The 14,048-nt window shown below is 41.3% G+C and carries 10 protein-coding genes; 1 reads left to right on the plus strand and 9 read right to left on the minus strand.

Going from position 1 to position 14,048, the window contains the following annotated elements; all coding sequences use genetic code 11:
* Window positions 1-37: 37 nt before the first annotated feature.
* The 8 genes from PH210_RS08345 to PH210_RS08380 form a co-directional block, all read right to left on the minus strand.
* Window positions 38-904 (minus strand): 3-hydroxyacyl-CoA dehydrogenase family protein, encoded by an 867-nt coding sequence (locus PH210_RS08345; RefSeq protein WP_289984569.1) that lies wholly within the window; start codon window positions 902-904, stop codon window positions 38-40.
* 264 nt (window positions 905-1,168) lie between these two features.
* The gene (locus PH210_RS08350) at window positions 1,169-2,626 is read right to left on the minus strand and encodes a 4-hydroxyphenylacetate 3-hydroxylase family protein (protein WP_289984570.1); all 1,458 of its coding nucleotides are present in this window, start codon (window positions 2,624-2,626) and stop codon (window positions 1,169-1,171) included.
* Between the two features lie 204 nt (window positions 2,627-2,830).
* Window positions 2,831-3,109, minus strand: coding sequence for an AMP-binding enzyme (locus PH210_RS08355; RefSeq protein ID WP_289984571.1), 279 nt, complete (start codon window positions 3,107-3,109; stop codon window positions 2,831-2,833).
* The gene (locus PH210_RS08360; protein ID WP_289984990.1) at window positions 3,076-3,573 is read right to left on the minus strand and encodes an MBL fold metallo-hydrolase; all 498 of its coding nucleotides are present in this window, start codon (window positions 3,571-3,573) and stop codon (window positions 3,076-3,078) included. The genes PH210_RS08355 and PH210_RS08360 overlap by 34 nt, the downstream gene beginning before the upstream one ends.
* A 341-nt stretch (window positions 3,574-3,914) precedes the next feature.
* Window positions 3,915-4,664 (minus strand): SDR family NAD(P)-dependent oxidoreductase, encoded by a 750-nt coding sequence (locus PH210_RS08365; protein WP_289984991.1) that lies wholly within the window; start codon window positions 4,662-4,664, stop codon window positions 3,915-3,917.
* Window positions 4,665-4,864: 200 nt separating this feature from the next.
* Window positions 4,865-6,031, minus strand: a complete 1,167-nt coding sequence (locus PH210_RS08370; RefSeq protein WP_289984572.1) for an iron-containing alcohol dehydrogenase — start codon at window positions 6,029-6,031, stop codon at window positions 4,865-4,867.
* A gap of 163 nt (window positions 6,032-6,194) precedes the next feature.
* Window positions 6,195-7,157, minus strand: a complete 963-nt coding sequence (locus PH210_RS08375) for an NAD(P)-dependent oxidoreductase (RefSeq protein ID WP_289984992.1) — start codon at window positions 7,155-7,157, stop codon at window positions 6,195-6,197.
* 101 nt (window positions 7,158-7,258) lie between these two features.
* Complete coding sequence (locus tag PH210_RS08380) at window positions 7,259-9,589, minus strand: glycerophosphodiester phosphodiesterase family protein (RefSeq protein ID WP_289984573.1); 2,331 nt, start codon at window positions 9,587-9,589, stop codon at window positions 7,259-7,261.
* Window positions 9,590-9,912: 323 nt separating this feature from the next.
* On the opposite strand from PH210_RS08380, the gene PH210_RS08385 reads away from it, so the two are divergent.
* Entirely contained in the window at window positions 9,913-12,813 is a 2,901-nt protein-coding gene (locus PH210_RS08385; protein ID WP_289984576.1) for a glycosyl hydrolase family 18 protein, read from the plus strand.
* A 245-nt stretch (window positions 12,814-13,058) separates the two neighbouring features.
* On the opposite strand, the gene PH210_RS08390 is transcribed toward PH210_RS08385, so the two are convergent.
* Entirely contained in the window at window positions 13,059-13,754 is a 696-nt protein-coding gene (locus PH210_RS08390; protein ID WP_289984577.1) for a hypothetical protein, read from the minus strand.
* Window positions 13,755-14,048 lie beyond the last annotated feature (294 nt).

Below are 14,048 nucleotides of genomic sequence, written 5' to 3' on the forward strand. Positions count from 1 at the left end.
GTTGAAAAACCCTTGCATGACAAGGGTTTTTCTGTTTCTAAGTACTATAACTATAAAACCCTTTACCTGTTTTCCGTCCTAACTCCCCATTTAAGAATTTTTCAGTAAGAATTTTTTTGGGTTTTTGGGATTCATCCCCTGTTTCTTCGTAGAGAACCTGGCGAATATAATAATTGACATCAATTCCTGTCAAATCTAGAAGAGCAAACGGACCAATCGGGTGATTAAAAGCTTTTGTACAAGCAAGATCTATTTCTTCCACCGAGGCAATCTCATTTTCCAGCAAATAAACGGCTTCATCTATTACCTTTCCTAAGATTCTGTTTGCAACAAAACCCGATATTTCCTTTTTTAATAGAATTGGAGTCTTATTCATTTGTTTGGCTAGTCCAAAAGCGGCAGCCGCCGTTTCTTCTGAGGTATGCGGCCCCTTTACAACTTCCACTAATTCCATTACGAGAACAGGATTAAAGAAATGAAGATTACATACCTTATCTGGACGATTTGTCGCATCAGCCAGCTTTGAACTGACGATCGTTGAACTGTTTGTGGCGATGATCGCGTGGGCTGGAGCCAGTTGGTCCACTACGGCAAATAGCTCGCGTTTGGCGTCCAATTTTTCAACAATTGCTTCAATGACAAAATCGGTTTGATTTAACGCGGTTTCTAATGAGGTGACAAAATGAAGTTTGCTGAAAGCCTCTTCCACTTGTTGAGCGGTTAATTTTCCTTTTTGGATTCTTTTGTTCATATGCCCCTGTAAGGATTCTTTTGCTTGTCTTAAGCTTACTTCATTAATATCTTGTAAAAAGACCTCAAATCCGGCAAGAGCTGAGACCATTGCAATTTGCGAGCCCATTACTCCAGAACCTATAACGGTAATTTGTTTAATGGCAGAATTCAAAAAATTCCCTCCTGTATTCCGGACGCCGCACTAAGACAGTAGTCCGGACAGATAGTTTCCTAACTTTTTAAATTATGACTCTGTTAAACTTTGTTGTTGATTTGCGCTCCAGGTGCTTCGCTTTCCGCGGGCGTGCCGGGGAGCCTCCTCGGCGCTTTGGCGCTTGCGGGGTCTCCCCTGCCCCGTACTCCCGCAGGAGTCTTCGCACCTTCCGCTCCAATCACCATTGTTAAAAATCAACAATGCCCTTTAACAGAGCCTAAATTATTGAAGAACTTCATTTTGCTCCTTAGCATCTTTTACAATCTCTTTGGCAAATTTAATCTTTTCTCCCCAATTAATCGAACGTTGAATCACCACTTTTTGCGCCTGCGGTGATCCGGCCCCGTGCATACATTCGATAATTGGAGTGGAGCCTGTCATATTCTCAACAAGACGTCCCATTTTAATCCTGTCAATTGGATCAGCATTTTCGCCAGTGCTATAGTATTTATAAATATAAGGAGCAATCCTCGGGTTATCCAGTTCTTGTTCAGATGGCAATGTTGCCACGAAACCTCCTGCTAAATCTTGTGACAGCTTGGTAACCTCTGGATAATACCGTGCTGTGTTAAGTTTTGATGAATTTGCCAGCACCGGGTCAACAAAAGCGGTGCCGCATCCATTTTTAGAACAATTGAAGGAGCAGGCAAGGGCTCCGCTATACATGGTTTCAACTAAGTGGGCCATTTCCGCCAATTTCTCTTTCACATGACCAGCTTTGGAAATTCCATGCATATCAGCAAGTGATGCCGTTGCTCCTATTAAGACATCCAGGTTTCCAGCTTTACAAGCTCCATAGTTTTGTCGATGGTAGGAAGCAAAGCGATCAACCAGCTTGCCCGTATATTGCGTTTCTTTATACATAAAGACCCGCTCCCAAGGAACAAACACATCTTCAAAAATAATCAATGCCTCTCCACCGACTACACCATATTTTGCATTTCCCTGATCGATTTTCCCTTCCCATTTACGGCTGTCGTTCACTTGTCTTCCAAAAACGTAGAGCACACCTTTTTCGTCGGCAGGTACCGCAAACGAAAGAGCATAATCTGCATCTTTCGGGGACATGGCAGTTCCCGGCATAACTAAAATTTGATGGGAATTTATCGCCCCTGTTTGATGCATTTTGGCTCCACGAACAACGATCCCATCTTCCTTTTCTTCTACCACTCTTACATATAAATCAGGGTCATGTTGTTCCGATGGCCTTTTGGACCTGTCTCCCTTTGGATCCGTCATGGCTCCATCGGTCATATAATCATGATTCTGTGTCTCAATTAAAAATCGCTTAAACCTTTCGTGATAGTCTGTACCAAGTTCTTGGTCCATTTCCCAAGTCGTGGAGTAAAGAGTGATTAAGCCGTCCATACCAACGCATCTTTGAAAACATGTTCCCGTTATTTGTCCCGCAACCCGAAGCATCATCGCTTTTTTAACAAGATCCTCCTGATTTTGCGGGATATGTGTCCAACGATTGATTTTGTTACCTGTTAGATGGGAGATGGCACTGCCCAGTTCCTCGTATTTTTCCTCTGTGCCCAATTTATACGTCACGGATGCGGCATTGATATGTGGCCTCATTGCAGGATGGTCAACGACATTTTCGACCCTCTCGCCCATAAAATATACTTCCTTCTTCTGGTTACGCAGGCTTTCAATATATTGTTCCGGTGTCATCATAAAATTTTTCCTCCTTTTTCCTACCCTTGAACTTTACATTTCAAAAAAGTTCGGTTAGGCATCATTAATGTAAATAAATATGGCTTGTTCTTAGAAAACATGCCTTTTTTTTGCAAAAAAATTGATGTATAACAATCTTCAATCTTTTTTAAGTTCGAGTTGTCATACATCAGCATGTAAGATTCAATAGTGGATTATATTCTATTAATTTACGACATTCGTGATTTTATCTAATTCCCTGAGTTCTCTTCTTAATACTTTTCCTGCAGCGTTCCTTGGCAGTTCATCAATAAAGACAACACTTGTTGGTTTTTTATAGCTTGCCAGGTTCTTTTGGCAATGCTTGATGATTTCTTCTTCTGTTACTGGCATGTTGTCTTTTACGACAACATAGGCTCTTGGTGTTTCTACCCATTTTTCATGAGGGACACCTACCACTGAAACTTCTTTTACCAAAGGGTGTTTAAGGATGGCTTGTTCCACCTCTGCAGGGTAAATGTTTTCCCCGTTTCAAGGGTGGTTGTCTCACCATAACCCCGGTAGATGATGAAATCACCCGGAAGACTGAATAGTTTGTTTTTGATAAATTCCTTTAACAGTTCCCTATCTCCAAATGGAAGATTTGTTGGCCACACAACCCCTGCTAGTAATGTATCCCCTGTAAACAAATAGGCCTCATTGATAAGAAAACATGTACTGCCAGGAGAATGCCCTGGAGAATGTATGGCTCTAATATTTAATGAACCGCATTGAATCCATTCATCTCCAATTAATAAGATGTCTGGCCACTCACTGATAATAGGTGTGTTCGTCTTAGCTGATCCATTTAAATCGGGATCTAACAGCCACTCTGCTTCCAACTGATGGGCAACAACCAAAGCATCAGTTTTATTTTTTAGCAAATTTACCCCGGCAATATGATCATAGTGACAATGGGTTAATAAAATATAATCTACTTTCTAGTACCGATATATTCCATTAATTCAAAGGGGTTTTCACCCGGATCAATAATGATGCAAAAAATTCCTCATCCGAAATAACATAGCTATTTGTTTGCAGATTCCCCAATGTAAACGGTTGAATATTTAAGGACTTCATCCGGTGCCTCCTTCCTGTTGGAAATCCTCACTTTTATTTATGCAATATTCATGCCAAAACAATTTGATGGAGAATATCCAATTTTCAGAGAAATCAATTTACGATTTTTATTATTAATAAGAATTCGTTTGCGATTTTTCCTATTTTCGGGAAAAACGTTTTCAATAAAGAGAAAATTCTACTATTTTATTTACTGTGCAAGCCATCCGCCATCAACAAAGATGGTTTGGCCCGTTATAAAACTGCCGGCATCTGATGCAAGTAAAAGAACGGCACCCTCTATTTCTTCAGGATTTCCCAATCTTTTCATCGGTGTTTTCCCAATTATTTTATCAAGAACTTTAGGATTACTTAACTGCTCATGGTTCATTTCTGTCTCAATATATGCCGGGCCTATTGCGTTTACTTGATTACCTAACCTGGCCCACTCTAATGCAAGAGATCTTGTTAAATTAATGACAGCTGCTTTGCTTGCGGTATATGCGCTTATTCCTACATCTCCAACCGCACCAACGACGGAAGAAACTGTAATAATTTTACCTTTGCCCTGATTCTTCATGATTTTTGCAACCGCCTGTGAACAAAAAAATAACGATTTCACATTCAAATTCATTACTTTATCCCATTCTTCCTCTGTAACATCTAAAGCAAAATTGGTTTGCGATGTACCTGCATTATTTACTAATATATCAATAGTTCCAAAAGTGGAAGCTATACTTTCAACCATTTCATTTAGTGAGTCTATACTGTTTAAATCTGTAGAAAAACTAATCGCTTTTCGATTTAGCTGTTCAATTTCTCCAACTACTTGTTTATTTCTTGCTTCATCTCTTCCTATAACTACTACGTTGGCTCCTCTTTCTGCGAGTGCTAACGCGATTGTCCGTCCTAACCCCCTGTTTCCGCCAGTTACAATCGCAGTCTTGTTGCTTAAATCAATTCACTCCTAATATTTTAATGGACTTTCTATCTTATTTACTTGCAAAAAATGTGCCAAATTATGATTTCCGTTTTTTCCTATATTTGAAAGGAAATTTTTTGCAATGATAAGAATTTAGCGAGAAAATTCTTTCTATTAATAAAAATTCGTTTTTTTAATAATAAAAAAACCCCTTGTTCAATCAAGAGGTTCGTAAAATCCTAAAAAATATCCTCATAGGCCTGCTCAAGAATCTTCCAGTAATCCTCAGCTCTTATGTTTCGAATGTTACTAGGCGTGGAATTATTTTGTACAGCTAGTTCTACTATTCGTGAAAAATCCTCTTTTCGGATTCCTGGCAAATCTTTTAGTTTTGGAATCTCCAATTTAGTAGTAAATTCCCGAATACCGGTTAATAGTTTTTCAACGGCACTTTCATCCGAATCAGATTCATTGGCAAACTTCATATATCTTGCCAGATCCGCATGGATGCCCTTCTCTTCTTCCGCATTAAATTTTAATACATATGGTAAAAATACCGCATTGGCAACTCCATGCGGTGTATCATACAGGCCGCCAAGTGCTTCGGCTAAGCAATGGACAGCCGCCACATCCGTTGAACCAAAGCATAATCCAGCTAAAAGGCTGCCTTCAAGCATGTCATAGCGTGCCTGCTGATTTTCTCCATCCTTAAATGCAGCTGGCAAGGAAGTAACAATTTTGGTCATCGCTCTTGCGCCAAATGCTTGGGAAATGGGATTGGTTATTTTACAGGTATAGCCTTCAATAGCATGAACTAACGCATCCACACCTGTAGCAGCGGTAACTGACTGCGGAACGGTAAACGTTAATCTTGGATCAAGAACGGCCATCATAGGTCTTAATGAAGCATCTTTTAAAGTCAACTTTCGATGTGTGGCAGACTCGGTAATCACGGAGGAACGGGTTACTTCAGAACCAGTCCCTGCAGTGGTTGGCACACAAATAATCGGGGCAATATTGGCATATTCCCTCTTCCCCTCCACATACTTGACTGGCGTACCGCCATTAGGACCAAGAAGAGCAATCGCCTTCCCTGTATCCATGGCACTTCCTCCTCCAACAGCGACGACAGTCTCAATACCCTGCTCTTGAAAAATTTTTGCTCCAGCCAAACACTCCGTATCCCTCGGGTTTTGCGAGATCGAATCAAATAAAACGACGCGATATCCTGACTCTTCCAACGTTGATTTGATTGGTGTGACTAATCCAGCCTTAACGACACCGGGATCACTGACTAATAATACTGATCGCCCAACCTGAAGAGCATTCAACATCATTGGCAATTGCTCAGCTTTACCCAACCCCATCTCAATTCTTGTATTATTGAAATAACTATAACTCTCCATTTCCAACACTCCTTTTGTCAATAATCCACTGTTATGTAAGGTTCCTATTTATCCTTTATTATAACATTATTTATTTAAATATTCTGACAAAATGATTTTTTTGAATTCTATTATAAAAAAACCCAAGTGACAAGTAATCACCTGGGAAAAAGAATTCGTTTAATTAAATTTCTTCATTTACTTTTTCAACTTTTATACTGGCCCATTCTTCATAGCATTTAATAACGGAACTCATGTCTTCTGACCCATAACCTTTCGCTTTAGCGATCTGAAAGATTTCTTTTACTAATGAAAGAATGGGAGTAGAGATTTCCAATTCTTTTGCTACATCAGAAGCTAGACCTAGATCTTTATGTATTAATTGCGTCATAAATTGTGGCGTGAAATCTCGGTTTATCATTTTGGGTGCTTTCATTTCCGCCTGCCCGCTTCTTGCTCCCCCGCCATTCACTATTTTCACAAAAATTTCTGGGTCGATCCCAGCTTTGGCGGCCATCGTAATTCCTTCAGTCAATGATAAAAGGTTAATCGCCGTCATGGTATTATTAGCCAACTTCGTATAGGAGCCCTTGCCATTTTCCCCCACATGATAAGCGTTCTTCCCCATCGCTAAAAACAAAGGCATGCATTTTTCAAAGTTTTCTTTTTTACCGCCAACCATAAACGTCAGAATTCCTTCATTCGCCTGCGGCTCACTGCCACTAACAGGAGCATCAAGCATATCAATATCATGCTTTGAAAGTTCTACCGCTAATTTTTTACTTGTTACTGGAGAGATGGTACTGGAATCAACCACGATTAGCCCTGGATGAGCACCATATATAATCCCATTTTCACCGAGAATGACTTCCTCAACGGCAGCATCTGCTGTAAGCATCGTGAATACGATATCACTTTTCAATGTAACTTCTTTAGGAGAATTAGCAACCATGGCCCCTTGCTCCGTAAGAAAATTCATTTTCTCTTTGGTGCGATTATAAACAGTTAGTTCAAAACCATTTTTCAGCAAATGGTTTGCCATTGGAAGACCCATCGTCCCTAAACCGATAAAACCTACTTTCATCGCTCGTTCACTCCTTTTTAAATGGAAATCCTTATCTAAATAATAGTATAAATAAAAATTTATTACTTATCCCCCCTTATGCTAACCTTCTATTATGCTAGCAAACTAATAATCGATATTAAAAAAATGCGCCTCCAATAAATTGGGCGCATTTTTAAAACTTATCATTCTGTTACGGTCACTTCCATTGGCTCAGATACTAAATGCCATTCCTTGCCAAGCATTTGGAATGTATGCATCGCGAACACATTCACCATTCCGGGCTCAAGCGCTGTTATGGTATTGCCTTCGACTTTAACCTTCGTTTCTCCATTGTTAACAAAGAGAGTCGTCGAAATATTTTCTGTTTTGGATTCACGATAGTTCACAAAGGATTTGACCTGAATCGTTGCCGATTTTCCGACATTCAGGTTGACCTTTTTGTTTGGAATTTCCAAACGAATCGGCGCATCTGTCAACCACTGCGTATAGTCCGTGATCGGTCCGACCACGCCGGCCTCCAAAGCTTGCCCAAAATGATCTTCGTTTCTAAATGTCCAATGCATATTCAGGAATCCACGCTGGCGCATGTAGCGAATGAATTCCGAATTTAAACTGCCATAGTCGGCATTCAGGGTCGCGTTCATGCTGGCACCGTACTGCATCATTTGTTGGGCCTTTTTCAGCTTGCCTTCGATTGTAGATGGTACAGCTGCAGAGTAAAGATAGCCCGTGCCCACTTCAGGGTTAATACCTCGAGTGTTGCGGATATGGTTGGAATTAAAGCTTTGAATCACTACTTGATCAACCATTCCGGTTTGCTCGATCTCCTCCATCACTTGCTTCTCGATGCCATCTGCCTTAATCTCGATAAGCAGGACCACATCTTTCCCCTTGAACTCTTCTAAATACTCTTTAAACGTAGGTACCTTTTCTCCTTGGAATTCAGGACTGAACTTGATACCGGCATCCAATGCCTGAACCTGCTCGAGGGTCAAATCCTTTACATTTCCTTTCCCGTTCGTGGTCCGGTCCACCGTATAGTCATGCATAATAACCAGTTTCCCGTCTTTGGTCCTCTGTACGTCAGTCTCAATCATATCTGCTCCCATTTCATAGGCCTTTCGATAGGAAGCCATTGTATTTTCAGGCGCAATGGAAGGTACACCTCGATGTGCGGCCACTACCGGACGCTGTACAATGGTATTCTCTGGATACTGTCCCAAAGCTTCAATGGAAGCGGAAGGATTTTCAGAAACAATGCCGTCCACTCCAAGATGAATCAACGTATGGGCAGCTTGCACATCCTCAGCGCCGACTCCCCAAACGGATATGGCACGGCTATGCAAATAGTGAACGTTCTCAGGGCTCAGAATTTTTTGTGGAATTACCGCTACCATCGCATCGCTTTTATGAATGTAACGTACGAACCCCGCCCTATCATTCTTATTGAAAGATGCCTTGTTGTAAATAAGGGCACCGCGGGCCGTTTTAATAAAACTGCGCATTTCTTTTACGATCGCAGGATTACTGGATAAAATCTGAAAATCTTGTGTCTGGGTTTCTTTCAGGACATTGGCTAGACCTTCTATATCCGAATGTTCTTCCACTTGGATAATCGGAATGAATTTTCCTTTAATAGTATTAAGGGCGTTTTCAATTGGGGCCCCTTCAACCGTCCATTTCCCCAGTTCGTTCCGCTTTGCCTGCATGAGCACGGAAGCTGCACCTTCCTGCGCAACGGTTTTCGAAATAATCGTTGGCGGATTCACGATATTCGTTTTCACTTCTTGAGGAAGAAAAGCGTTCGTACCCCCTAATGGAGGAAGTGCATTTGAGTAGGTATTGACCTTTACATTATCGAATTGAACGGTCGTCCCGTTCGCTTGGAATCCGACATCCCCGTTTGTCCATTTCCCGGCCTGATCCGTATCAACCACAAGCTGGCCATCGATAAATTGCTGCACACGATTTCCGCTTGCGATCACTTTGACATGATAAGTCTTATTGGAGGCCATATTTTCCGGATAAAAATTCGTTTCCGGCACAACCCACTGATTGCTTTCATTTCTGATGGCGAACTCCAGTCCGTTCAGCGCCGTAGTGCCTTTGCGCATGGCGAATTGATAATACGGATATGTATTTGGCTGGACACGATACATTAACGAAGTCCATCGGGTGTCTTCAACTGCACTTTGAAACATCATATCCGCTTCAAAAACGTAGTTTCCTGTTTGGTTTCCTATAGGAATCACAACTCTGGCAGGAGCGCCGGAAGATGGTGACGTTAATACCAGCTTGCCATCCAAGACCTTAGCATCTCCCTGTACAAGCTTCCAGCCTGCAGGAAGCTGCCCGTTAGCGATTTGATCGAAATTCTCCAGTGTTAGAGCCTGCTCCGCGGCCTGAACCTTTGTTGGTCCATCCACTGATGCTATCCAAATACTTCCGAAAATACTTGCTGATACTAAAAAGGCTGTTAATTTTTTTGATTTTCCCCTCAAATTTGGTACCATTTTCTGTCTCCTCTTCATTTAGTTGAAACAAATGTAAAAGGTTTACAAACCCTTACTATGAAAATAGTACTTAATGAAGGTATAAGGGGTATTAATCTTTTTTAAAGATATTGTTAAAAAATGGAGGACTTTGGCCTGAAGGTCTTTTCTACTAATCTGTCCCAAAGATTGTAAAAATCTTTAAATTTAATGGAAATCCCCCCCAGAATCTACCTTCTATTTCGAACTATATTAATATAAAGAGAGTATGAAAACTCCCATTTCTAGCAGAACTAACTAGAATATTGAAAAAGAGAATGGAACAACTGAGAGGGGTTGAATAAATGGCCAAAAAGTTATGGAAAAAGTTTTCGTTTGGATTTTTATCTGTAAGTCTATTATCGACTTCGGTGCTGTCTATTGCAGAAGCAGCGGACAATCCTCCCTGGGTAAGCCCAATTCAGGTATCTCCCCTTTCGAGTGATGGCGTAACAGTTTCAGGGGATGTACAAATTTCCGTTACGGCTGGAGATGACTTAGGTGTTTCCAAAGTAGAGTTTTACAGCGCCAATGGCGGATATCTAATTGGTACAAAGACTTCCGCACCCTATACCTTGAAATGGGCTACGGATCCATGGGTACCTGACGGAGAACAAGTTGTAAAAGTCATCGCCTACGACAGCTCTGGTCAAAAAGCCGGAGCATCCCGTAAAGTCTACGTACAAAATGACAAATCAGCACCTTCCCCTCCTATTAATTTGCAAACCACAGCCACAACGAACAAAAGCATTTCACTGACATGGAATGCGGCCAGCGATAATGTAGGTGTGACGGCTTATGAAATTTACAATGATCAGGTTCTAATCGGAACTTCTGAAAGCACGAGTGTTACCTTGAACGACTTAACGCCTGGGACAACATACCATTTGTCAGTTAAAGCAAAAGACCGGGCAGGGAATGTTTCCGTTGCAAGCAATAGTTTGAATGTGTCAACTCAAGACCTGCCCCCATCTGTGGGTCCCTTGGAAGTATCTCCGTTGGATTTTGACGGAGAATCGGTGTCAGGTAATGTAAAGCTTAGCATCAATGCCACGGACGATACCGGTATTTCCAAGGTTGAATTTTACAGTGCCAATGGCGAATATCTGATTGGAACAAAGACTTCAGAGCCATATGCCATCAATTGGGCAACCGATCCATGGGTCGCTGACGGTGAGCAGATGGTTAAGGCGGTTGCCTATGATAAAGCAGGTCAAAAAACCGAATCGTCCCGTCAGGTGTATGTTCAGAATGATAAAGTCGCACCTGCAACGCCGGCCAATTTTCGACTGACAGGAAAAACGGACCAATCCATTTCCTTGGCCTGGGACCCTTCATCAGACAATATCGGTACAGCCGAGTATGAAATTTACAATGGACTTGTCCGCATTGGGACGTCAACATCCAATAGTGTCACGTTAAAGGATTTAAATCCCGGGAAATTATTTAACCTAACGGTGAAAGCAAGAGACCGGGCATGGAATTTTTCCAGTGCCAGCAACGCAGTACAAGTAACAACGGATGTATCCAAAGACACCATCCCTCCTTCCATTCCATCCAACCTGAAGGTGAGTGACGTAACCGACACGACAATGAAATTGGAATGGGATGCAGCAAAAGATAATTATGATAATCTCAGCCCGAATGTAACGTATCAAATTTATACCGGCTCTACACTTCTGGCTACTAGTTCAGGGCTTCGAACAACGATACGGAACTTGAATGCAAATACATCTTATACCTTAACAGTTAAGGCCAAGGATTCTGCCGGAAACGTGTCAGCAGCCAGTCAGTCCGTCACGGCATCAACTGGTGCCCTGGACACGGCAGCGCCGCAGGCACCTGTGAACCTGCACTCTCTGGCATCGACGGATAAAACCATTACTTTAAAATGGATTGAACCGGCCGATAATTATGGGGTAACGAGCTATTCGGTCTACCAAAATAAAGTAAAAATCATGGATACATCTAGTCCGAATTTTGTTGTCGGCGGACTGCTGCCAAATACAAAATATAACTTCTATGTAACCGCCAAGGATGCTAAAGGCAATGTGTCAATGGCAAGCACGGAAATTTCGGCTTCTACGGGTTCACAACCGCTCACTCCTCAGAGTCATGTTATCGCTGGTTACTATGCCGGCTGGTCTACTTATAGCGGTTCAGAAGTTTCCGACATCGATGCTTCAAAGCTGACGCAAATTAATTATGCCTTTGCCAATATCGGCAATGATTTAAAAATGCAGGTCGGAGATCCTTACGCGGATACACAAAAAGAGTTTCCGGGAGATTCAGCAACGGATCCGTTCAAAGGGAATTTCAATCAATTAAAGAAACTGAAGCAAAAATTCCCTCATCTAAAAACGGTGATTTCAGTAGGCGGATGGAGCTGGTCTGACAAGTTTTCCGAAGTAGCATTGACCGAGGCATCCCGCACTGCCTTCGCCGACAGCGTTGTGAAGTTCCTGGTCACGTACGGTTTTGACGGAGTTGACTTTGATTGGGAGTATCCCGTTAACGGAGGAATGAAGACGAATGTCCGCCGCCCGATTGATGAAAAAAATTATACCCTGCTGCTTCAGAGGGTTCATGAAAAACTGAATGCCCAGCAGGCACTCGATGGAAAGAAATATTCGCTTTCGATCGCGGCCGGTGCATCCAATAATTTTACAGAAACGACCCAATTGGATCAAATTAGTAAAATTGTCGATCATGTTCAACTCATGACGTATGATGTGCACGGTGCGTGGGACAGTCTTACCGGTTTTAATGCCCCGCTATATGCCAGTTCCGCAGAACCGGCCCCTGCACTAAGCGTTTCGCAGGCTGTTCAAATATTTTTGGAAAAAGGCGTTCCAGCAAACAAGCTGGTTATGGGTGTACCGTTTTATGGGAATGAGTATAAAGGCGTGAATAATGCAAACAACGGATTATATCAGGCTCGTACCGGAGGCGTCTATTCCAACAGTTATGGTGATTTAGAGAAAAAGTATATCGGTAAAGATGGATATGTACGTTACTGGGATTCCGAATCACAGGTACCTTATTTATGGAATGGATCGACCTTTATCAGCTATGACGATGTCGAATCGATGTCGCAAAAGGCAGCCTATATCAAATCGAAGGGATTAGCAGGAGCGATGATTTGGGAGGTCAGTCAAGATCCTAGTGAAACCTTATTAAACCAATTAGGATTAGATTTAAAGTAACCAAGGAAGGGCTGAAATTGGCCCTTCCTTTATTTTAAGATTAGCTGGATTAATAAAGTTACCCCTAAAACTGGTCATTTTTTTTCATCTCATTCATTGTCTCTTCTATTTTGTTGTTATAATGTTCAAATAAAAAGTATTGGTTTTAATAGACTGCATGATTAGAAGAAGAAAGTTAAAGCAGAAAAATAGTTGCATTATCGATTCGCCGATAAGGTTATTCTTCCCTTAGAGTCACTTAAAATTTAGTTTAAATCTCCTGGCCTCTTAAACTCATAATCTGTTCTAAAGAAACAATTAATCGGAACAGATGATTTTGAATGAACCACAGATGTAGTCGATTTAGGTTTTTCTATATTTAAGGATAAAGTTACATGATCATCGTTTGGTAAATTAGGGTCATAGATATTAATGGAAAGATGTTTCTCATTCAAGTCATACCCATATGCCAGAACTTGATGATGTTGTCTGATCTGAAAAGGATTAAAGGATTTTACTCTGATTAAGCCAAGCGGTGAAAGCTTGCCGTTATCAAGATCCTTTTTTATTCTCGGCCATTCCTTTTTCATCATTCGCCAAATCCTTCCATGCATTGCAGCTCCTAGTTTACTAGCTTTTGTTTCATGGTCCCGGAGTAAAGGATTCATCAAAAATAAATATTTCAAAAGACCTAAGGGCAAATGAAAGCTTTCTATCTGCCGTTTAACGATATAGTCGAATAATGGTCCAGAGGAAGGGGCTTCCGAATTGGACGGGATCGGCATTTTTGCTTCAAAGTAATCCATGGCAGCATAAATCATTCCGCCGCATAATCCATACGATGCATTACCGATTGGTATCTTCAGACCCAAAACATTTATTTTCTTTAATGGAACCTTATCAAAGCTGTTTTCAAACTTAAAAGCGGATGAGCTCGGCAGAAACCCTGTTTTTGCTGGCATAGTGACTTCCCCTTTACTTGTAAATGTTCGTAAAAATAAAGCATCAGTCGTTGATCATTGGAAATTATTTTATTCACAAATCCTTCTTTTGGGAATTAACAGAACGCAATATCCCCTCTGAATTGAGGCCATCCATATTATCAAAGGATGGTTTTTCGTATTTGATTGAGTTGAATATAGAATAGGAAGCTTGCAGTAGTTCCAAGCTCATCTGCTTAAAAAGAGCTTCGAAATGACAATTTTCAATTCTGCTGGAGGAAATCTGAAGAGTTAAATTGAAAGGATTATTTTTGG

The organism is Paenibacillus sp. BSR1-1 (assembly GCF_030403775.1).
Lineage (GTDB): Bacteria > Bacillota > Bacilli > Bacillales > Cytobacillaceae > Neobacillus.

What these genes read in the sequence shown, in the direction of transcription:
- PH210_RS08385 (WP_289984576.1), top strand. Translation starts at nt 9,913, where the DNA reads ATGGCCAAAAAGTTATGGAAAAAGTTTTCGTTTGGATTTTTATCTGTA.
- PH210_RS08350 (WP_289984570.1), bottom strand. Translation starts at nt 2,626, where the DNA reads ATGATGACACCGGAACAATATATTGAAAGCCTGCGTAACCAGAAGAAG.
- PH210_RS08370 (WP_289984572.1), bottom strand. Translation starts at nt 6,031, where the DNA reads ATGGAGAGTTATAGTTATTTCAATAATACAAGAATTGAGATGGGGTTG.
- PH210_RS08380 (WP_289984573.1), bottom strand. Translation starts at nt 9,589, where the DNA reads ATGGTACCAAATTTGAGGGGAAAATCAAAAAAATTAACAGCCTTTTTA.
- PH210_RS08390 (WP_289984577.1), bottom strand. Translation starts at nt 13,754, where the DNA reads ATGCCAGCAAAAACAGGGTTTCTGCCGAGCTCATCCGCTTTTAAGTTT.